At 71.6% G+C, this 20,570-nt stretch carries 16 protein-coding genes; 9 read left to right on the top strand and 7 right to left on the bottom strand.

Annotated elements, in window-relative coordinates:
- The first annotated feature begins 187 nt into the window (after positions 1–187).
- The gene (locus tag ACIBSV_RS08585; protein ID WP_395860625.1) at positions 188–1,453 is read left to right on the top strand and encodes an APC family permease; all 1,266 of its coding nucleotides are present in this window, start codon (positions 188–190) and stop codon (positions 1,451–1,453) included.
- Between the two features lie 37 nt (positions 1,454–1,490).
- On the opposite strand, the gene ACIBSV_RS08580 is transcribed toward ACIBSV_RS08585, so the two are convergent.
- Positions 1,491–1,805: a PadR family transcriptional regulator gene (locus ACIBSV_RS08580; RefSeq protein ID WP_395860623.1), complete on the bottom strand. Its 315-nt coding sequence runs from the start codon at positions 1,803–1,805 to the stop codon at positions 1,491–1,493.
- Positions 1,806–2,215: 410 nt separating this feature from the next.
- Here ACIBSV_RS08580 and ACIBSV_RS08575 point away from each other — a divergent pair, with 410 nt between their 5' ends.
- The 4 genes from ACIBSV_RS08575 to ACIBSV_RS08560 all read left to right on the top strand — a co-directional run bounded on the left by ACIBSV_RS08575 (position 2,216) and on the right by ACIBSV_RS08560 (position 6,002).
- On the top strand, positions 2,216–2,617 hold the full coding sequence (locus tag ACIBSV_RS08575) for an SSI family serine proteinase inhibitor (RefSeq protein ID WP_395860621.1): 402 nt from the start codon (positions 2,216–2,218) through the stop codon (positions 2,615–2,617).
- Between the two features lie 294 nt (positions 2,618–2,911).
- Positions 2,912–3,340, top strand: a complete 429-nt coding sequence (locus tag ACIBSV_RS08570; protein ID WP_395860619.1) for a hypothetical protein — start codon at positions 2,912–2,914, stop codon at positions 3,338–3,340.
- Positions 3,341–3,657: 317 nt separating this feature from the next.
- Positions 3,658–4,665, top strand: coding sequence for an NAD(P)/FAD-dependent oxidoreductase (locus tag ACIBSV_RS08565; RefSeq protein WP_395860617.1), 1,008 nt, complete (start codon positions 3,658–3,660; stop codon positions 4,663–4,665).
- Between the two features lie 287 nt (positions 4,666–4,952).
- Positions 4,953–6,002 carry a phosphotransferase enzyme family protein gene (locus ACIBSV_RS08560; protein WP_395860615.1) on the top strand — a complete coding sequence of 350 codons (1,050 nt, stop codon included), beginning with the start codon at positions 4,953–4,955 and terminating at the stop codon, positions 6,000–6,002.
- A 99-nt stretch (positions 6,003–6,101) separates the two neighbouring features.
- On the opposite strand, the gene ACIBSV_RS08555 is transcribed toward ACIBSV_RS08560, so the two are convergent.
- The gene (locus tag ACIBSV_RS08555; protein WP_395860613.1) at positions 6,102–7,298 is read right to left on the bottom strand and encodes an FAD-dependent oxidoreductase; all 1,197 of its coding nucleotides are present in this window, start codon (positions 7,296–7,298) and stop codon (positions 6,102–6,104) included.
- 59 nt (positions 7,299–7,357) lie between these two features.
- Here ACIBSV_RS08555 and ACIBSV_RS08550 point away from each other — a divergent pair, with 59 nt between their 5' ends.
- Positions 7,358–8,056 (top strand): TetR/AcrR family transcriptional regulator, encoded by a 699-nt coding sequence (locus ACIBSV_RS08550; protein ID WP_395860611.1) that lies wholly within the window; start codon positions 7,358–7,360, stop codon positions 8,054–8,056.
- 33 nt (positions 8,057–8,089) lie between these two features.
- Here ACIBSV_RS08550 and ACIBSV_RS08545 read toward each other — a convergent pair whose 3' ends face one another.
- Positions 8,090–8,731: a TetR/AcrR family transcriptional regulator gene (locus ACIBSV_RS08545; RefSeq protein WP_395860608.1), complete on the bottom strand. Its 642-nt coding sequence runs from the start codon at positions 8,729–8,731 to the stop codon at positions 8,090–8,092.
- Between the two features lie 70 nt (positions 8,732–8,801).
- On the opposite strand from ACIBSV_RS08545, the gene ACIBSV_RS08540 reads away from it, so the two are divergent.
- Entirely contained in the window at positions 8,802–9,602 is an 801-nt protein-coding gene (locus tag ACIBSV_RS08540) for a TauD/TfdA dioxygenase family protein (protein WP_395860607.1), read from the top strand.
- A 271-nt stretch (positions 9,603–9,873) separates the two neighbouring features.
- Here the strand turns inward: ACIBSV_RS08540 and ACIBSV_RS08535 are convergent, their stop codons facing one another.
- The 3 genes from ACIBSV_RS08535 to ACIBSV_RS08525 all read right to left on the bottom strand — a co-directional run bounded on the left by ACIBSV_RS08535 (position 9,874) and on the right by ACIBSV_RS08525 (position 12,074).
- Positions 9,874–10,122 carry a hypothetical protein gene (locus ACIBSV_RS08535; protein WP_395860605.1) on the bottom strand — a complete coding sequence of 83 codons (249 nt, stop codon included), beginning with the start codon at positions 10,120–10,122 and terminating at the stop codon, positions 9,874–9,876.
- Positions 10,123–10,490: 368 nt separating this feature from the next.
- Positions 10,491–11,513, bottom strand: coding sequence for a hypothetical protein (locus ACIBSV_RS08530; RefSeq protein ID WP_395860603.1), 1,023 nt, complete (start codon positions 11,511–11,513; stop codon positions 10,491–10,493).
- A gap of 123 nt (positions 11,514–11,636) precedes the next feature.
- Complete coding sequence (locus tag ACIBSV_RS08525) at positions 11,637–12,074, bottom strand: Fur family transcriptional regulator (RefSeq protein WP_395860601.1); 438 nt, start codon at positions 12,072–12,074, stop codon at positions 11,637–11,639.
- 579 nt (positions 12,075–12,653) lie between these two features.
- Here ACIBSV_RS08525 and katG point away from each other — a divergent pair.
- On the top strand, positions 12,654–14,885 hold the full coding sequence (gene katG / locus ACIBSV_RS08520) for a catalase/peroxidase HPI (RefSeq protein WP_395860599.1): 2,232 nt from the start codon (positions 12,654–12,656) through the stop codon (positions 14,883–14,885).
- Positions 14,886–14,983: 98 nt separating this feature from the next.
- Here katG and ACIBSV_RS08515 read toward each other — a convergent pair whose 3' ends face one another.
- Complete coding sequence (locus ACIBSV_RS08515) at positions 14,984–16,747, bottom strand: hypothetical protein (RefSeq protein ID WP_395860597.1); 1,764 nt, start codon at positions 16,745–16,747, stop codon at positions 14,984–14,986.
- A 1,008-nt stretch (positions 16,748–17,755) separates the two neighbouring features.
- Between ACIBSV_RS08515 and ACIBSV_RS08510 the strand changes: the two genes are divergently transcribed.
- Positions 17,756–20,458 carry an immune inhibitor A domain-containing protein gene (locus ACIBSV_RS08510; RefSeq protein WP_395860595.1) on the top strand — a complete coding sequence of 901 codons (2,703 nt, stop codon included), beginning with the start codon at positions 17,756–17,758 and terminating at the stop codon, positions 20,456–20,458.
- Positions 20,459–20,570 lie beyond the last annotated feature (112 nt).

Raw genomic sequence — 20,570 nt, 5'->3', positions numbered from 1 at the left:
GCTTCGTTCGCACGGCAGCGTGTGCCGCGAGTCGCCCGGGTCTCCGGGGGCTCGTGGCCGCGCTGCCGGCCGCGTTTCGACGTCGCACCGCTGTTCGGGCTTTGTCGGCGGCGCGATGGGTCGGTCCTATATCGTGATCCGATATCGGGGTCCGTAATGGATGTGAAGCGCGGTCGGGGAGCGAGCGATGGGGATGTCGGCGGCGTCTGCCGAGGCGGGGGAGCTGAAGCGCCATCTGGGCGTTTTCGACGCCGTGGTGATCGGGCTCGGGTCGATGATCGGCGCCGGCATCTTCGCGGCGCTCGCGCCGGCCGCGGGCGCGGCGGGCTCGGGTCTGCTGCCGGCTCTGGCGCTGGCCGCGGTGGTGGCCTACTGCAACGCCACCTCCTCGGCCCGGCTGGCGGCCCGCTACCCGCAGTCCGGCGGCACGTACGTGTACGGACGCGAGCGCCTCGGCGACTTCTGGGGCTACCTGGCCGGGTGGGGCTTCGTGGTCGGCAAGACCGCCTCGTGCGCGGCCATGGCGCTGACCGTCGGCTCATACGCGTGGCCGGGCCAGGCGCACGCGGTCGCCGTGGCCGCGGTGGTGGCGCTGACCGCGGTCAACTATGTCGGGGTACAGAAGGCCGCGTGGCTGACCCGGGGGATCGTCGCGGTCGTGCTCGCGGTGCTCGCCGCCGTGGTCACCGCCTGCCTCACCGGCGGTACCGGCGACGGCGCGCACCTGCGGATCGGCGCGGACGCCACGTTCGGCGGAGTGCTCCAGGCGGCCGGTCTGCTGTTCTTCGCGTTCGCCGGGTACGCGCGCATCGCCACCCTCGGCGAGGAGGTCCGCGACCCGAAGCGGACCATCCCCCGGGCGATCCCGACCGCGCTGGGCATCACCCTGGTGGTGTACGCGGCCGTAGCCGCGGCAGTGCTCGCGGTGCTGGGACCCGAGCGCCTCGCGCACACCGCCGACCCGCTCGCCGAGGCCGTACGCGCCGCCGGCGTCCCCGAACTCGCGCCGCTGGTGCGCGTCGGGGCGGTCGTCGCGGCGCTCGGCTCGTTGCTGGCGCTGATCCTGGGCGTCTCCCGCACCACGCTGGCGATGGCCCGCGACCGGCATCTGCCGCACGTCCTGGCCGCCGTACATCCGCGATTCGAGGTGCCGCACCGCGCCGAGCTCGCGGTCGGCGCGGTGGTGGCCGTACTGGCCGGCACGACGGACGTGCGCGGCGCGATCGGGTTCTCCTCGTTCGGCGTGCTGGCCTACTACGCGATCGCCAACGCCAGTGCCTGGACGCTCACTCCGACCGAGGGCCGCCCGCCGCGGGTCGTGCCGATCCTTGGCACGGCCGGTTGCCTGGTGCTGGCCTTCTCGCTCCCCGTGGCCTCGGTGGTGTGGGGGGCCGCGGTGCTCGCGGCGGGCGCCGCCGGCTACGGCCTGCGCAGGAGGTTCGCCGGCGCCTGACGGATCGTCGGGTCGTCGTGGGGGAACCGGCCGCCGGCTACCGGCGGGGCCGGTCCGCTTCGGGCAACACCTCGCGGGCCAGTTCCGCCAGCGCCCGGCGGTCCTCGGCCAGCGCGGCCCGGCCCGCGTCGGTCGCCCGATACACGCGGCGGGTGCGGCCCTCGACCACCCGCTGCTCGGAGGTCAGCAGCCCGTCCGCCTCCATGCGGTGCAGCGTCGGGTAGAGCGTGCCCGGGCTGATCCGGTAGCCGTGACCGGCCAGTTCCTCGGCCATCCACGCACCGTGGATCTCGTCCTCGGCCGCGTGGTGGAGGATGTGCAGTCGCACCGCACCTCGTTGGAACTCCCGCACCCGTCGACCACCCCTCCCCGGGTCACCCACCAGGTGACGAATCCGATATCGAACTCCGATACTACGGGCGGTCGGTCACGGTGCGCGTCGGGTCGTTCGCGTCGCCGGCGGCCCGGTTTCGGGAGGGCCGGGTGGGAGTGGCGGCGACTTCGCGCGGGGCGGGGCGCGGTGACGGGCTTCCGGTTGCGCGGGAACGGTGAAACCCGATTACTTTACGTGTGCGATCGACTACGTTGAGGACATGGGTGGATCCGGAGCTACTCCGCAGCGAGTCCGGAGCGAGTCCGGAGCCGCGCGGCTCGGCCGCGACGGTCGAGGCGAGCCGGTCGAATCCGACCCTTCGGTGAGTCGTTCTTGTTCCTTTTCGACCCATGCGCGCGATGCCGCGCGCCCTATCCCGGGAGCAGCCCGTGTTGATCCGCCGTCTTGTCGTCGCCGTCGCCGTTGTCGTCGCGGTGCAATGCCCGATTCCCTCCGCCGTCGCGCGCACGGTGGACCACTTGACCGTGACGGTGGCCGACAACCCCGAGGGGGTGATCACGTACACCCTGGCATGTCACCCCGCGGGCGGCAGCCATCCCGAGTCGCGGGCGGCCTGCGATCGACTGGACGCCACGACCACCGGCGGACGCGACCCGTTCGCGCCGGTCCCCGCCGGCGCGCACTGCACGATGATCTATGGCGGACCCGCCACCGCGCGCATCACCGGCACCTGGGCGGGCCGTTCGATCGACGCCGGCTTCAAGCGTGTCGACGGTTGCGAGATCTCCCGCTGGGACAACCTCGTCCCGGTCCTGCCCCGGGCTCGCTGATCCCCCGCAGGCGCGCCCCCGGTTGATCCCCCGCGCCTGTCCCGGGCATGCGATGCCCGAACGAACTCCGTGACCGCGTACGAGTGGTGCGCGCAGGCGACGCCCGCGCGGCGGGCGTCACGGCTTCGGGGAATGCGGCATTAGTGGCAATGTCACCGCCCGTTCGGCGCGCTCCGGGCGCGCCGGCGGCCGGGGCGTGGTGGAGTCGACGGCGAGCCGGGTCGTGGGCGCGAGGACGAACGCGCCCACGATTCGGACGAAGCGTCGGCGTGACAGGCCCGGACAGGAGCGGTGATGACTCCCGACATCCACATCGAGGACCAGGAGGACCGGGGCAGGCGGTGTCCGTTGGGCGCGTGCTCGTCGCACGCGTGCGGTGGACCCACCGACGAGAGCGGCGTGCCGATGCTCGGCCGGGTGCCCGGGATCGCCGAGGTCGACGACAGTCCGCCCGGGTGCGGCGTGCATCTGGGGGAGGCCTTGGTGACGCGGGACCCGGAGTTGTGGGTCGGCCTGGTGTTCGAGACGCCCACCGGTGACACCGATCCGGACCGTGAGGCGCGGGCGGCGGTGACGGAATTCGCCGAACACGTCGCCTTGGACGTCCTGGATCAGCGCGCCGAGGCGGTCGAGGACCCGGACGAGGTGGTGTTGCGGCCGGTGGACGCGGACGAACTCGCGCGGGCCGTGGAGTACGCCCTGGCCGCGGTCGGCGTCGCGTAGGACGCGTCACCGGCATGGCGGGCGGGCGGGTCCGGGTCGGACCGGGCCCGCCGGCGCTCCACTCCGGAGCGTCGTGGACCCGGTCCTCGCCCTGGTTCACCGGCCGCTTCCCCGCATCCGGTGGGCACGCCCGCCCGACGAGCCGGCGACCGCGCGGTGACGGGTGGAGGTGGCTCGCGGCCGTGCCCGTTCGTACCCGCGCGTGACCACGACCGGCCGGAAGCGCATGCCCGCGCCCGATGTGCCGTTGCCGAATCGGCAACGAAGTTTGCTGATGCGTGGGTCGCGGGCGCACGCTCGGGGTGGAGGTGATCGCCTTGAGCGATACGACGAACGATGTGCGCGCCACCTGGACCGGCGACGACGATGTGTACGACGTGGTGATCGTGGGTGCGGGTGCGGCGGGGCTGAGTGCGGCCCTCGTGCTGGGTCGGTCCCGTCGCCGGGTCGCGGTGGTCGGCGCGGGCGAGCCGCGCAACGCTCCCGCGGCGCACATGCACGGATTCCTGTCCCGGGACGGCATGGCGCCGGGCGAGTTGTTGGCGGTGGGTCGGGCCGAGGTCGCCGGCTACGGGGTGGACCTGTTCGAGAACCGGGTGGATCGCATCGACCCCGGTTTCGTGGTCGGGCTGGACGGCGGCGTGGTGTTGAGGACCCGCCGGGTGGTGGTGGCCACCGGGCTGCGGGACGAGCTCCCCGATCTCCCCGGCGTACGGGAACGCTGGGGCAGGGACGTGCTGTTCTGCCCGTACTGCCACGGGTACGAGGTACGTGACGCGCCCATCGGTGTGCTGGGTACCCATCCCGGGGCGGTGCAGCACGCGCTGCTGATCCGGCAGTGGTCGCACGATGTCGTCCTCTTCACGCACACCCTGGACCTCGGCGCGCCGGAGCGCGAACGGCTGGCCGCGCGCGGCGTCACCGTCGCCGATGGTGTGATCAAGCGCCTGGTGGTGGCGGAGGACCGGGTGTGCGGCGTCGAGTCGGTCGACGGCCGGGTCTTCCCCCGCCGCGCGGTCTTCGTGGTCCCGCGGATGGTGCCGCACGACACGTTGCTCACCGAACTGGGCTGCGCACGGGACGAGAACGGCCGGGTGAGCACGGACGACGCGGGCCGGACCAGTGTGTTCGGAGTGTGGGCGGTCGGCAACGTCTCCGACCCGAAGGCGCTTGTGATCACCGCCGCGGGGCAGGGCGCCGCAGCCGCGTTCGCCCTCAATCTCGACCTGGTCGCCGAGGACGTCGAGCGCGCCATGGCGGACCACACCCCCGCCGAGCACGGAGACCACTCACATCCGGCTCCCCAGCTCGCCCTGTCCGACTGAACATCGGGCGGCGGCGCCGGCGCCGGCGGAGTCCGCGACACCGGCGTCTCGGGGGAAGGGGCCTTCGCGGGGCGGTGGTGGCGGGGTCGAAAGACCGGCAAGGGCAATGTTCCTTCCGGAGCGGCGACCGGGTGCCGGGCAGGAGCCGACACGCCGGAGGGGGCTCGGACGCCGCGGGCATGGGGGAGCAGGGCGAGCGCCGACCGTGAACCGCGTCGTCGGATCGGTGGCGTCCGTCGCCGAGGGTGGCGCGGGCCGCGGTATGCCGGGCGTGATCCAATATGGCGGTGACGACGCACGATGGCACACCCGGACGTTTCGAGGATGTCGTGGCGGATCGGCTCGTGCGGGGGTACGGCCTCGATGTGGCCGTCGTGGAGCGTGTCCCGTTCGGAGCGGAGACCGACAACTTCTCGGTCCGACTGTCGGACGGCGTTCGGGTCTTCGCCAAGGTCTACCGGGACGGCGACGACCTCGATCGGCACGCGGTGCGCCTGGAATCCACGCACTTCGCCCGTACTCAGGGCGTACCCACTCCGGCCATCGTCCCCGACCGCGCCGGACGCACGCTCTCCCGAGAGCCCGGACCCGCCCTGTCCGTCTGGGAGTTCGTCGCCGCGACGACGTCCACGCGACCCTGGTCCCCGCGGCTCGCCGAGGACCTCGGTCTGACGCTGGGGCGCCTGCATCGCGCCTTCGCCCGGCACCCCGGGGCCTCCCGACTCGTCCCGGTCCGACCACTGTGGTGGGACCGGGACCCCGCACGCGCGCTCGACACCGCGGACGCGCTGCTGCGCCGTATCGGCGAGCCCCACACGGAGGCCGACGCCGCGCGACGCGACCAGGTCGCGGTACGCCGCGCGGACCTGGCGGCGCACGCCCCCGGGTTGACCGCGGGACTGCCCCCGGTGTCGATGCAGCCGGTGCACTACGACTTCACCCGTCCGAACGTGCTCGTCGGCCCCGACGACACGGTCGCCGCCGTCATCGACCTGCACGACTGCATCGCCCCACCGGCGTGGGAACTGGGCCGGATCGCGTTCGACCCGCTCACCGTGGCCACCACCGACGACTGGCCCGGCACGGCGCTGACCCTGGTCGCCGCCTACCGCTCGGAGAATCCCGACCTGCCCGCCGACCAGGTCCTCGCGTGCGCGCGGATGGCCCTGCTCCAGGCCATGCAGTCGTTCTACGGCGTCCGGGAGCACTACGAACGACCCGATCCCGTGCACCAGACGGACCTCGACGGCTACTGGCACCGCCGCTGGCAGATGACCCGCCGCCTCCTCGACACCCTGCCCGACATCGAGACCGCCCTCCGGACATCCGTGCGCTGAACGCGACCGTCGTGCACGGCGTGTTCGTCGTGTCCGGCGGCACCACACCGGCGTCGTCGGCGGCGGACACGCTCCATCGGGCGATTTGAACGGCGCGGGTCAGGCGGTGGGTTGGGGGAGGTTGCCGCAGTCGTGGGTGTAGAGCCAGGAGGTGGCTCGGCCGTGGAAGAGGGGGAACGCCACCGGCATCACCAGGTCGCGGATGCGTCGGGCGAGCGGGCCGGCGGTCTTGGCGTCGCGGTTGGCGGAGGCCGACTTGACCATCTTGGCGACGCGGTGCGAGCGGGCGGCGTCGTATGCCGAGAGCGCGGCGGCCGGCGAGGGGTGCGCGGCCAGGGACTGGGCCAGGACCAGAGCGTCCTCCAGGGCCATCGACGCGCCCTGGCCCGCCCCGACGGGGTGTGCGGCGTCGCCGAGCAGTGCGATGCGGTCGTTGTGGCGCAGCGGGATCGCGTCGAGCCGGTGCATCAGGGTGGGACGGTGCAGTTCGGCGGTCGCGGCGAGGATCGCGGTCGGGACGCGTTCGTGCCGGTAGAGCCCGGCCAGGCGGCCCAGCCACTCCTCGTCGGTGAGTGCGAGTTCCGGCGCGGTGGGGCAGGAGACCTGCGCCGCCCACCAGACGCGGCCGTCGGGGGCGGTGAGGTGGATGAAGGCGCCGTTGCGGGCGAATGTCATGTTGAAGGCGCCGGGTTCGAGGTCGATGCCGCGAGTGGTGCCCGGGGTGACGTCGCGGGGGATGCCATCGGCGATGCCCGAGATGCTGTAGAGGCCGGCGTACTCGGGGGTGGGCGCGTGCGGGTCGAGCAGCGAGCGGGTGGTCGACCGGAGGCCGTCCGCACCGACAAGCAGTGACGCCTGCGCCGTACGGCCGCCGGCGAAGACCGCCCGTACACCGCGCTCGCCGGCGACCGCGTCCACCAGGCACTCGCCGGTGACGACGGTCGCCCCGGCGGCCACGGCCTCCGCGCGCAGCGCCTCGACCAGCGCGCCGCGCATCAGGGTCACGCTGTGCAGGTCGTCGTCGGCGAGCCGACCGCGCGGGACGTCGCCCAGCAGCTTGCCCGAACTCGACCACATGCGCTGGCGTGGCACGGCGAAGCCGGCTCGCTGCACCTGCTCCAGTACGCCGAGGGAGCGCAACACCCGCAGGCCGTTGCCCGCCAGGCTCAGGAACGAGCCCACCCGGCCCGCCGGTTCGGCGTACGCCTCGTACACAGTGACGTCCAGTCCCAGCCGGCGCAGGGCTATCGCGCTCGCGGCCCCGGCCACCCCGCCGCCGATCACGATCACGTTCATGCCAACTCCTTGAATTCGGATTCAGTGAATCTCAATTCATCGAACTGGGGTTCACTATGATGACGGGCAGGCCAGACGTCAAGCCCGGGAAGGAGCGCCAGTCGATGGGCGTGCGCAAGGAGAAGGCGGCCGAGACCGAGGCGGCGCTGAAGGACGCGGCACGGCGGCTGTTCGCCGAGCGCGGCTATCTCGACACGAAGATCACCGACATCACGCGTGAGGCCGGACGCGCCACCGGTTCCTTCTACGCCCACTTCGCGGACAAGAACGCCCTGCTCCAGGCCCTGATGCGGGACCTGAACACGCAGGCCGACACCGAGATCGGCGTGGCGGACCATCCGGCCGATCACGATCTGACCGACCCCGAGCAGTTGCGTGAGCATCTGGCCGTCACCTGGCGGGTGATCCGCGACCATCTGCCGGTGGTGGTGGCTCTGATGCAGACGAGCTTCGCCGGCCCGCCCGGCGAGGGTCGCGCGTGGGCGAGCCTGGCCCAGGAGACCGGCATCCTGCGCGAGCACCTGGAATGGCTCCGCGGGCGCGGTCATCGGCTCCCGGGCGACCCGGAGGTGGTGGCCGCGGCCATGGGCGCGATGGTCTCGATGCTCGGGTTCGCGGTGATCACCGCGGGCGAGGACGGACCGCGGGCCGGCGACGGGGAGATCGTCGACACCCTCACCGCACTGCTCCTGCACGGCCTGGCGGGACCCGCGTCCGACGCGAGTCGACCCGCCGCCGATCGTCCCGGACTCCGGTGACCGGGTGGGCGCGCGGGTCGCGGCGCGCGTGGTTCAGGAGCCGGGAGCGGCGGCGCGGGTCAGTACGCCGATCGCGGCGGACTTGAGATCCGCCAGCGATTCGTCGAGTGGGAGCGGGAGTTCGCCGGCTTCCGCGAGGCCGCGTTCGGCGTCGGCGAGCGCGGCGGTGACCAGGAGTTGCATCAGGCGCAGGCGGGCGGCGTGGTGTGCGGCCGGCACGCCGGGGGCGCTTGCCGCCAGGCCGGCCGTCAGGCGCGCGACGACCTCGCGGATGCCGCCGGTGACATCGGCGCCCAGGGGCGGGGTGAGCGGGGTGCCCTCCAGCGTGAAGCGGTGCACGAACCGCGCGTAGTGGCTGTCCCGGGAGTCGGCGCGCAAGCGCTCGGCGAGGGGTCGCAGATAGATGTCCACGAGGGCGTCGAGGTCGTCGCGCCGGTCCTCGGGCAGGTTCGCGAGCAGTTCGAGGCGGCGGTCGTTGAGCGGGGCCAGGCGATCCTCGTACAGCGCCCGCACCAGTGCGTCGCGGCTGCCGAAGTGATATTGGACCGCGGAGTTGTTGCGCTGGCCGGCCGCCGCGCCGATCTCGCGCAGCGAGACGGCGGCGACGCCGCGCTCGGCGAACAGGCGCTCGGCCGCGTCCAGGATGCGCGCTCGGGTCTCGGTCTTGACATCCACGCGAGCAGTGTAAGACATTGCGTCTCAACCAATTAAGTCAGAGTGTCTCACGATCATGGCAGGTGTGCCCGTGTTCGACATACGCCCCCTCACCCCCACCATCGGCGCCGAGGTCCATGGCCTGGACCTGCGCCGCGATCTCGACGAGTCGTGCCACGTCGCGCTGGCGGACGCGCTCCACGAGCACCAGGTGCTGTTCTTTCGCGATCAGCGGATCACCGCCCACCGGCAGCGCGATGTCGCGGCCGGATTCGGCACCCTGCAACACTTCCCGTTCGGCGAACCCGCCGCGCCCGACCTGCCCGAGGTGATGGTGCTCGCCACCGGCGGCGAGGGGCCCAAGATCTCCAACGCCGACATCTGGCACAGCGACGCCACCTTCCTGGCCCGGCCTCCGCTGGGCACGATGCTGCGCGCGGTGTCGCTGCCGCCGAGCGGGGGCGACACGCTGTGGGCGGACATGGAGAGCGCGTACCTGTCGCTGTCCGCGCCGATGCGCGCGATGCTCGACGGGCTGACCGCCGAACACGACTTCGCCAAGTCCCGGTCGCATCGCGGCGGCGACAAGGACGCGCTTCCGCCGGTCGTGCACCCGGTCGTGCGCACCCACCCGGTCACCGGCCGGCGCTGTCTCTACCTGAACCGCATCTTCACCACCCGGATCCTCGAACTCGAGGAAAGGGAGAACGAGTTGCTGCTGCCTTTCCTGTTCGACCAGGCGACCCGGCCGGAGCATCAGGTCCGGTTCACCTGGCGGTCGGGCGACATCGCGCTCTGGGACAACCGCAGTACGCAGCACTACGCCACCTACGACTATCAAGGGCCGCGGGTCATGCACCGCATCGTCATCGAGGGCGACGAACCCCGCTGAGCCGCGCACACCGCCGAGTCACGCCGAGTCGCGAGGTGCGCCGAGCCCCGAGCCCCGAGCCCCGAGCCCCGAGCCCCGAGCCCCGAGCCGCGAGCCGCGAAGCCCGCCGGCCGTGAGCCGCGACCTGGTGCCGGACAGCCGACGGCGCCGCCCCGGATGGGAGGGCGGCGCCGTCGGCGGTGCGGTGAAGGCGGTCAGGACAGGACGAGTTGGGTCACCGACGGACCCGGCAGGGTGATCGACAGGCGGCCGTCGACGATCTGTCGGGGCGTCAGCGGAGTCGGCTTGGCGTAACTGGTGGGCGAACCGTGAGGTACGAGTGGTAGCCATATCCGGTCACGTCCGCGCTGAACGTGTCGGCCGGCACCGGTCGTTGGACGGCGGCCAGGTCGACGGACACGTTGTCGTCGGCGGCCTGCGCGGTCCCGGTGGACAGCGTGCCGGCGGTCAGGGCGAGTACCGCCCCCGCGGCGATGGCTATCGGAATCCTGCGGCGTCGCTTGTCGCGGTGGATCGACACGGAGCATCCTTCGGCGGTCGGAACCGGGCATCGATGTCGCCGGACGCGGGCCGGTGGTCCGCCTTTTGGGCCCGGCCGGAGCCTCGCGCCGACGTCGCCCAATCTATGGCGGATCCCGGTTCCGCAGATGTTCACGCGGGCCGCGCGCGAGCACTCGGGGCCGCCAATCGCTGGGCCTCGACGGCCGATTCGGCCGGCCCGGTCGTGCGCGGCGGCGCCGATCGTGAAGTACGAGCCATTTCCGCCCTGTTCGCGCAGACGGGCGCCGGGATCGACCTCGGCCCGCGAGCGTCGACCCGCCCGATTCGGCTGGCACGGTTGCGCGCCGAGTCACGCTCCGGCACCGACCCCGACCGGCGAGGCCCGTTTCATTCGCCGCGGCCCGCACGGTTTCGTTCGAGGTCGCGAAGCCGGGCCCGGGCGGTGTTCGCGGCGGACTTCTCGATGCGTGCCAGTTCGTCGGCGTCCTCGTGCGCGCGTCGTGCGTCCCGGGCCTGTCGATCGAGCCGGCCGACCGTGTCCCGCGCCTCGGCGAGGCGGCGTTCGAGGTCCTCGGCGTCGGCGAGTGCCTCCCGATGCCGGTCGCGGGCGGCGTCGGCCCGCTGTTCGAGCACCCGCGCGGCTTCGCGGGCTTCCTCGGCCGCGGTGTCGGCGGCCTCCAGATCGGCGCGGGCGCGGGTGAGTCGGGCCTCGTGACGCTCGCGTTCCGCGGCGCGGCGCGTGGCCTCGCGGGCGCCGGCGGTGTCGTCGTCCTTCGCGTGCCGGGCCCGTCCCTTGCCGCTCGCGCGTGCGGGAGTGCTCGTGCTCTTTGTACTCGTGCTCTTCGTACTCGTGCTCTTCCGTGCGGGTGTGGCCCCGGGCGGCGTGGACGTGGCGAGCGGGCCGAAGTCCCCGGTGGGCTCCAGCGCGCCGGCGAGCGTGCCGGCCGCCAGTGCCCGGGCCGCGGCGGGGTCGGCGAGCGCGGCGGCGAGGGTGTCCTGGAGTGCACGGCGGGTCGAATCGGCGACGGCGGGATGTCCGCGCGTGGCGGCCAGGGCCTGCGCCTGCCGCTGGAGGGCGTCGATCACCTGATGGCGTCGACGGGAGAGTTCGCGCAACTCGGGGCCCTGGAGGTGCTCCTGGGCCTGCCGCATGGCCGCGCCGAGTTCGAGGAACGCCTCGATCTCCGCGCGCTGTTCGCGGACGAGCAGATTCGCCAACCAGGCGGCCTGCACGGGACGCCGCAGCTTGCCGATCCGGTCGGCGACGGCACGGTTTCCGGCCTTGCGGGCCCGGGCGGCGTACGCGTCACGCGCGGCGGTGAACTCGTCGGGCGAGAGCCCGTACAGCTCCCGGGCCACCGCGTCCTCGTCGACGGCTTCGGGCTCGGCGTCGGACCGCTTCGTACTCACGGCGTCCCTATTGCCGTTTCCGGTGCCCGTTCATCCCTGCCGGATCCCCGATGGCCGATCCGGGCGGCAGCTCGGGCGGTCGTGGTGGACCGCCCCGGGTCGAGAAGGAACGCCGGTCGGTACCTACGCGCCGGAGTCCGCGCCGGTCCTCCCGGCGCACGACGGGCACAGTCCGCGGTAGGTGACCTCGACCTGGGACACCGTGAAGCCGAATCGCTGGTCCGCCGGCAGATCGGCCAGCGGGCTGCCGGTGGGGTGGACGTCGCGGACGGTTCCGCAGGAGGAGCACACCAGGTGCTGGTGCGGGTGATGCGCGTTGGGGTCGTAGCGCTTGGCCCGGCCGTCGGTGGAGACCTCGATGACCTCACCGAGGGAGACCAACTCGCCCAGGGCGTTGTAGACGGTCGCCCGGGAGATCTCGGGCAGCCGCTGCGCCGCGCGGGCGTGCACTTCGTCGGCGGTGAGATGCACGTGGTCGCCGTCGAGGACCTCCGCAACGACACGCCGCTGGGAGGTCAACCGCCAGCCGCGCTCTCTCAGTCGCTCCAGCAGGTCGCTCATATGGGTTCACCTATTCGGTTCGGTGGGGTAGCCCGAAGTTTACCGGTGGACGTACGGACGTCCGGATTCCGGTTGGGTATGGGTCTGGCGTACATCTTGACTTGGACTCTGTCCATCGTAGGATCGGTTCCGGCGGTAGCCAAGGGGTAGGAAGACTCCAGGACAAGGGGTACGAAACCGTATGACGGCAGGAGACACGGACATGACGGGACCACTGCCGAGCAGCCGCGCGGTGCCGGCCTGCGGGTGAGGATCGATCATGTCGCGCTGCTCCGGACCGTCGGGGATGGTGACCGCCTCGATATCGGGGCGGGCGAGCGTCGTCACGATGCGTGACGGAAGTCCGTATCCGCCTTCATCGCGTCGTCCGCGCCGAGGCTTCCTGCCGGGCCTGCCAGACCCGGCGGCCTCGCCGGCCCCGCCCGACCCGTTCGACCGCGCCCCACGAGCACGGGTCCCGGTCGACGGAGTGGACGGGGCGAGATCGACCGTCGCGAGACTTGTACCCCGACCGCTCCACCGCCCACCCCCGCCCACAGCTCCTGAGCACCGCGATCAGCCTGGTCCGGAAGGGATCCCATGTCTGAGAACCATGATGCAATCGTCGTAGACGCGAAGACGGAGGGCGGAGGTGGTTGCCCGGTCGCGCACGAGCGGGCCCCGCACCCGACGCAGGGTGGCGGAAACCGCCAGTGGTGGCCGGAGCGGCTCAACCTGAAGATCCTCGCCAAGAACCCGGCCGTGGCCAACCCGTTCGGCGAGGAGTTCGACTACGCCGCGGCGTTCAACAGCCTCGACCTCGCCGCCGTGAAGCAGGACATCGCGCAGGTGCTGACGACCTCGCAGGACTGGTGGCCGGCCGACTTCGGCAACTACGGCCCGCTGATGATCCGGATGGCGTGGCACAGCGCCGGCACCTACCGGATCAGCGACGGCCGCGGCGGTGCCGGGGCCGGTCAGCAGCGCTTCGCGCCGCTCAACAGTTGGCCGGACAACGCGAGCCTGGACAAGGCCCGCCGACTGCTGTGGCCGGTCAAGCAGAAGTACGGCCGGAGCCTGTCGTGGGCCGACCTGATGGTCCTCACCGGCAACGTCGCCCTGGAGTCGATGGGCTTCGAGACCTTCGGCTTCGGCGGTGGTCGGGTCGACGTGTGGGAGCCCGACGAGGACGTCTACTGGGGCCCGGAGACCACCTGGCTCGGCGACGAGCGATACACCGGTGACCGGGACCTGGAGAACCCCCTCGGCGCGGTGCAGATGGGCCTGATCTACGTCAACCCCGAGGGTCCGAACGGCACCCCGGACCCGCTGGCCGCGGCCCGCGACATCCGTGAGACGTTCCGCCGGATGGCGATGAACGACGAGGAGACGGTCGCCCTGATCGCGGGCGGTCACACCTTCGGCAAGACCCACGGCGCGGGTCCGGCGGACAGCGTCGGCCCCGACCCCGAGGCGTCGCCGCTGGAGCAGCAGGGCCTCGGTTGGAAGAGCAGCTTCGGTACCGGCGCGGGTGGCGACGCGATCACCAGCGGCCTCGAGGGCATCTGGACCAACACCCCCACGACGTGGGACAACAGCTTCTTCGAGATCCTGTTCGGCCACGAGTGGGAGCTGTTCAAGAGCCCGGCCGGCGCGCACCAGTGGCGGCCGAAGGACGGCGGCGGCGCCGGCACCGTCCCCGACGCGCACGACCCGTCCAAGAGCCACGCGCCGACCATGCTGACGACCGACCTCTCGCTCCGGATCGACCCGGCGTACGAGCAGATCTCGCGGCGCTTCCTGGAGAACCCCGCCGAGTTCGCGGACGCCTTCGCGCGGGCGTGGTTCAAGCTGACGCACCGCGACATGGGTCCGGTCGTGCGCTACCTCGGTCCCGAGGTCCCCAGCGAGACGCTGCTGTGGCAGGACCCGCTTCCGGCGGTCACGCACGAGCTCGTCGACGCCCAGGACATCGCGTCGCTCAAGAGCCGGGTCCTCGAGTCGGGCCTGTCGGTGTCCCAGCTCGTGTCCGCGGCGTGGGCGTCCGCCTCGTCCTTCCGCGGCAGTGACAAGCGGGGCGGCGCCAATGGTGCGCGGGTGCGCCTCCAGCCGCAGATCGGGTGGGAGGCCAACGACCCGGACGAGCTGGCCACGGTGCTGCGCGCGCTGGAAGGCATCCAGGAGGCGTTCAACGCCGATCGCACCGACGGCAAGCGGATCTCGCTCGCCGACCTGATCGTGCTCGCCGGTGCCGCGGCCGTCGAGCGGGCCGCCAAGGACGCCGGGTTCGACGTCGAGGTGCCCTTCACGGCGGGCCGGGTGGACGCGGCGCAGGAGCAGACCGACGTGGAGTCGTTCAGCGCGCTGGAGCCCACCGCCGACGGCTTCCGCAACTACCTCGGCAAGGGCAACCGGCTGCCGGCCGAGTACCTGCTGATCGACCGGGCGAACCTGCTCACCCTGAGCGCCCCCGAGACGACGGTCCTCGTCGGTGGCCTGCGCGTGCTGGGCGCGAACCACCAGCAGTCGTCGGTGGGCGTGTTCACCGCGACTCCCGGTTCGTTGACCAACGACTTCTTCGTCAACCTGCTCGACCTGGGCACGACGTGGAAGGCGACATCCGAGGACGCGAGCACGTTCGAGGGTCGCGACGCGACCACGGGCGAGCTCAAGTGGACCGGCAGCCGGGTCGACCTCCTGTTCGGGTCGAACTCCGAGTTGCGCGCGCTGGCCGAGGTCTACGCGAGCGACGACGCGAAGGAGAAGTTCGTCCACGACTTCGTCGCGGCGTGGGTCAAGGTGTCGAACCTGGACCGGTTCGACATCGCGTGATCAGCACGTCCGGGTCGGCCCGTGTGGGCCGACCCGGACGTGTCGGCTTCGGCTTGGAGCAACGAGCGGGTTCCGCTCGGCGGATCACCCGGACCGGGTCAGGGGGTGTTGCGCCCGCAGAACTTCCTCTCGGCATCGAACGGATCGGCCGGGATGGTGAGGTGGGTGCGTCGCCAGGAGCCCTTCAGGTTGTCCAGGAAACGGCCCGCGGTCATCGGCGCGCGCGTGGACGCGGCGAGTTCGGCGAGTTCGCCGCAGCCCAGTGCGTGCCGCGCGGCCGTGACCTGTGCGGAGGTGACCGGCTCCGGCCGGGCGAAGTTGCCGGCGGGATTCACCGGCGCCGCCGGGTCCGCGTACGCCGCCAGGAGCCACGCGTTGCTCAGCGGTTTCGAATGCCCGGGCTTGGTCACCGGAAGCTCGAACCGCGCCCCGATCGGATTCACCAGGCCCCAGTAGTCCACCAGCCGCACGTCCGCGGGTGACAAGGCGCCGGCGGTGCCGAGGTAGACACCGATGACCGCGACCCGCGCCGGGATGTCCTCGCGCAGCGGCACCGTGATGATGTCGCCTTCCAGGCGCGGCCCGTAGTAGATCAACGACCGTCGGCCGGAAGCGAGTTCGGCCTCCACGGCGGCCTTGGTCAGCGGGTGGGTGCGCAGGAAGTCGCGGGCCGAGGCGGGGTGCGACGATCCGGTGAAGCTCGCGTAGTAGGCGCGCTCGTCGCCGACCATCGACGTGGGCGAGGGGCTGTAGCGCAGGAGGATCCCGCTGATCGGCGACCATACGGCCAGAGCGAGGGCGGGCGCCGCCAGGGCCCTGGACAGCGGCAGTACGGCGACCGGCAGGAGCAGCAGGAACAGGATCGGTACGAGCATGCGCGCGTGCATGTAGTCGCCGCCCACCTTGACCACGTAGCCGAACAGGATCGCGGCGGCGGCCGGTGGCGCCAGGACGACGATCGTGTCGCCGCGTCGCTCGTGGAGGCCGCGCAGCGCGTACCCGGCGCCGATCACGATCGCCGACAGCGGGGCCCACAGCAGGTAGGGACCGGTGAAGTCGGTGACGTATGCCCAGCCGCGCTCCCACAACGACCCGTCGGCGCCCTTGGTGAGCGCCGGCATCGGGAAGACGATGCCGTAGTAGCCCATCCGGAAGATCTGGTAGGCCGTCGGTAGGGCGGCCGCGACGCCCGCGAGGGCGAACGTCCCGCGGATCGTGGGTCGTCGGATGAACCACAGCGCGAGCAGGAACACGACGGTGACGGCCGCCGCCTCCGGGCGGACCAGTGGGCCGAGGCCGATGATTGCCGCCGTGGCGAGCGCGCGGCGACGGGATCCGCCGGCGCGCAGCCGTACCAGCAGCCACCACGAGCCGGCCGTCCAGCACATGTTCAGACCGGTCTCCAGGCCGGACGTCGCGTACTCCCACATCGGCCGCAGACCGAGCGGGACCAGGATCCCGAACGGGACCAGCAGGCTCTCGGCGCGGCCGGCCCCGGTGTGCAGCCGCCGCGCGCCGTCCACGGCGAACAGCACGGCGGCGCAGGTCAGGAACAGCCCGAGCATCCACGACAGGGCCGTGGTATCGCCGCGGCGCAGGACGAAGCCGAACAGCGCGAGCAGCCACTGCCACAACGTGCTCGTCGAGGCCTCGGCGCGCTCGCCGGGGCTGGAGACGGGACCGTTGCCGGCCAGGATCTCGCGGACCACGCGGGTGAAGATCAGCGCGTCGTCGCACACCCAGCGGGCGTGATAGCCGAGGACGCCGATCGCCAGCGCCGTGACCGGGGCGAGGGCGCGGTTCCAACGTGGCCGAATCCCGGGCGCCTCGGCGGCGGGCGTCTCGGGTTCGTGCCGCGCCACGCCTTCGGGTCCGTGCGCTCCTCTCGGGTTTCGGCTCCCTTCGGGTCTCGCGGTGGACGCGGGCTCGGTATCGGCGACTGGGGTCATTCGGGCTCACCTGTAAATCTCGGGTCGGGTCGCGGGAACGGCGTTGCCTGGTCCGGGGCATGGCGAAATGGCGGCTCGGCCGCCGACGCCGGATGAGGTGCATGGGGAGTGTGACGGCATGCCGGCAGAGCCCTTGGCTCGGCGGCGGGCGCGCGTTTGTGGGTGGGGCCGGGTTGTCCCGGGAGGCGCGACGCCTGCGCGACGAGGCCTCGCTTGGAAAACGCGATGAACCCGGCGGGCCGTTACACCCGCGCCGGCAACGCACCCCGACAACATCCGAACGACCGGATCGCGAACCGCCCGTACGCGGCGCACGGGACGGGTACGGATCTCACGGCCGCGATGTCGGACGACGCACCCAAGGTGCCCTCAAGCGACGAGCCGGGGGATGAGGAATGGGCTTCTTCGACGGGGCTCGAATCCCATGGGGCGCGGGTTTTCGGGTGTCGGCATCCCGAGCCACGATGCCCGCCGGGCGGCCCGCGCGGGACCTGCGAAAGATGTGTGTTCGGGTGCGAAGGATGGGTGTGGGAGATACGAAAGTCGACTGCCCGTCGGGGTCAACCGGAACCGATCAAGCCAAGTCCCTAGCCCTACTCGGCCCGCCCCGCCGGGCGTTTAGTAAAGAGATCGTAAAGAAACCTTGGTGTCCCCTGTCTCTGCCGTCACTTGCGCCTCTAGTGTCCGGGACGCCCGGCCCCAACTCCCGCCGCCGCCGTGACCCGACGGTCGACGGGAGGCAGGCGTCGGGTTCTGCCGAATCAGCTCGACGTCGTGGGCGCGTACGGCACCACAGCACCCTGATCGGCGTCGCTTCGCGTCCGGGATCACCTTCCGGGCGGAAGGGGGACCATCTTGAGTCGAGCGATACCCGGACGCGGTGGCACACCGCCGCGAGCCATCCGGCGTTTGCGTGGCCCGGTGACGTTATTGTCCGTCTCGCTCCTCGCGGTCACGGGACTGACCGCAGCGCCGGGCATCACGTCGTCCGCGGCGGCCGCACGTGTGGACAACACCAAGGCTGTGTGGAATCCCGGTCCCGAGGACCAGTACTTCAATCCCGTCGAGGCCGAGGACGGCCAGGGCGGCGGGATCGACGCCGAGCAGGGCGGTGCCGACAAGGCCCGCAAGGCCAAGGAAGGACCCGGCCGCAAGGAGCGCGAGGGCAACCCACGCGCGGCAGCGCAACTGCGCCTGCTGGAGGCCGAGTCCCAGCGCACGGGCAAGAGCCCGGAGCAACTCAGAGCCGAGAAGGCCGGCTTGGCACCGGGCTCGAAGCAGGATGCCAAGCTGCTGACGGTTCTCGTCGAGTTCAACGAGAACGCCAACGACGACTTCTCCGGGTTCAACCGCCGGGCGAGTGTCACCGACCCCTCCTGTGTGCTCGAACCTCCGGGCACGATCAAGAACGGGCCGCTGCACAACAAGATCCCCGACCCGGCGCTCACCGGGCGGGACAACAACTCGCAGTGGGTCAAGGACTTCAGCCCGGAGCACTTCAACAAGATGCTCTACACCAAGCAGGGCATCACCGATCGTATGCGGTTGGACCTGACCGGTCCCGACGGCAAGCCCGGCATCGACATCTCCGGCTACACGATGAAGAACATGTACGAGGAGATGTCGGGCGGCAAGTACACCGTGTCCGGTACCGCCACCCCGTGGATCAAGGTCGCGCACTCCGAGGCGTGGTACGGCGCCGGCCGCTGCGGGCAGCGTGAGCAGGACATGGGCGGGCACCCGGACAACCCCGCGGGCGCGAACCGGTTGGCGATCGACGCGGTGGACGAACTCGCGCGCAGCCAGCCGAACTTCCCGTGGGCCGACTACGACAAGGAGGACACCGGAGACGCGGACGGCGACGGGAACCTCCTCGAACCGGACGGCGTGGTCGACCACTTGGTCCTCGTGCACTCGGGCAAGGACAAGTCCACCGGCGGCGGCGCCGAGGGCACGTACGCCATCTGGGCGCACTCCAGCGCCGTGGCGGGCGGATACACGGTTCCGGGCACGCAACTGAAGGTCGCCAACTACATCGTGCAGCCGGAGGACTCCGGCGTGGGCGTGTTCGCCCACGAGTACGGCCACGACCTCGGTCTGCCGGACCTGTACGACAACTTCAGCGGTGGTCAGTCGGACGTCAACTTCTGGGACCTGATGGCCAACGGATCGCACTCCGGGCCGCTGTTCCAGTCGATGCCCGCGCACATGAGCGCGTGGTCCAAGTACTCGCTGGGCTGGCTGACACCCGAGGTCCTGAAGGTGGGCGACAAGCCCGCGCTGGTCACGCTCGGACAGGCGGCCCAGACACCCAAGGGCACCAAACAGGCGGTCCGGGTCAATCTCCCGGACAAGGTGATCAGGTTCAGCACGCCGCACAGTGGTCAGAAGGCGTGGTACTCGAACAACGACCAGGACTGGGCGGACGTCAAGCTGGTTCGCGACGTCGCGGTCCCGGCGGGCTCCGACGTGAAGTTCCGCTGGTGGACCGACTATGTCCTGGAGGAGGACTGGGACTTCGGCTTCGTCGAGGTGTCCACCGACGGCGGCACCACCTGGACGCAGCTCCAGGTGCGTGACGAGGCCGGCACGCTCGTGTCGACCCCGCCGGACTACCCGGACCCCAACGGCAACCTCCGAGCCTTCGGCAAGAGCACCGGGTTGACCGGCGACAGCCACGGCTGGCGCCACGACCAGGTGGACCTGACGCCGTACGCGGGGCGGAACATCAAGCTGCGCATCGGCGTCGACACGGACGCGGCGACGCAGGAGAAGGGTTGGGTCGCCGACGACTTCTCGCTCACCAACGGCACCACCACCGTGTGGTCCGACGATGTCGAGCAGGGTGCCAACGGCTGGACTCCGCAAGGTGGTTCGTCCGGCGGCGGCACCAGGGGCGCGGGCTGGATCGTCACCGACGGCACGTTCAGCCGCGAGCAGTACTACCTGCTCGAGTGGCGCAACATGTCCGGCTTCGACCAGGGCCTGAAGTACACCTACACGTTCGGTGAGAACGGCAAGCGCGAGAAGCTCGCGTACAACGCGCCGGGCCTGCTGGTGTGGCTGCGGGACAGCTCGTACGAGAACAACGGCGTGCTGTTCAACATCGACAAGGCCCCGTCGTGGGGCGCCAAGGGCGAGTTGCTCCTGGTCGACGCGCACCCGGAGCCCTACCGCTTCCCGGACGCGCCGTCGAACCAGGCGGCCAACCTGGAACCCCGAGTGCAGTCGGCCAACGCGGCGTTCAGTTTCAAGGACACGCCCGGATTCCGGGCCTGCCGCACGGCCGGCGACCACTGCGCGCAATTCGCCAAGACGGAACCGGTGCGGTTCTTCTCCGACACGCTCGGCTACGCGCCGGGCGCGGAGGCCAACGGCACCGGCTTCGCGCCCAAGGACCGCAACGGTTCGACCGTGGTTCCGGCGCGGGCTCCGTACTCGACCAAGGTCACCAAGACGGACGGCTCGCCGGACTTCGCCAACTACGGCAAGCCGTTCTTCTCCTCGGTGCTCGGCTCCGGCAACCCCGGGTGGGAGAAGGCATACGGCGTGACCGTGTTCCCGGTCCTCCCATTGTCCGGTGACAAGGGCGCCGTCGTCTGGATCGCACCCGCCCGCAAGTAGCCACAAGTCCGCACGTGTGCGACATCGGCCCCCACGACGCGCTTCCGGTCGTGGGGGCCGACCCATCGGGGGCGATCCGCGCACGGCCCGGGGGCGCGGACGGGGCGGCCCG

The organism is Embleya sp. NPDC050154, from assembly GCF_044460165.1.
Taxonomy (GTDB): domain Bacteria; phylum Actinomycetota; class Actinomycetes; order Streptomycetales; family Streptomycetaceae; genus Embleya.
The sequence above is the reverse complement of the archived record's forward strand: the minus strand, read 5'-3'. Positions and strand labels throughout refer to the sequence as shown.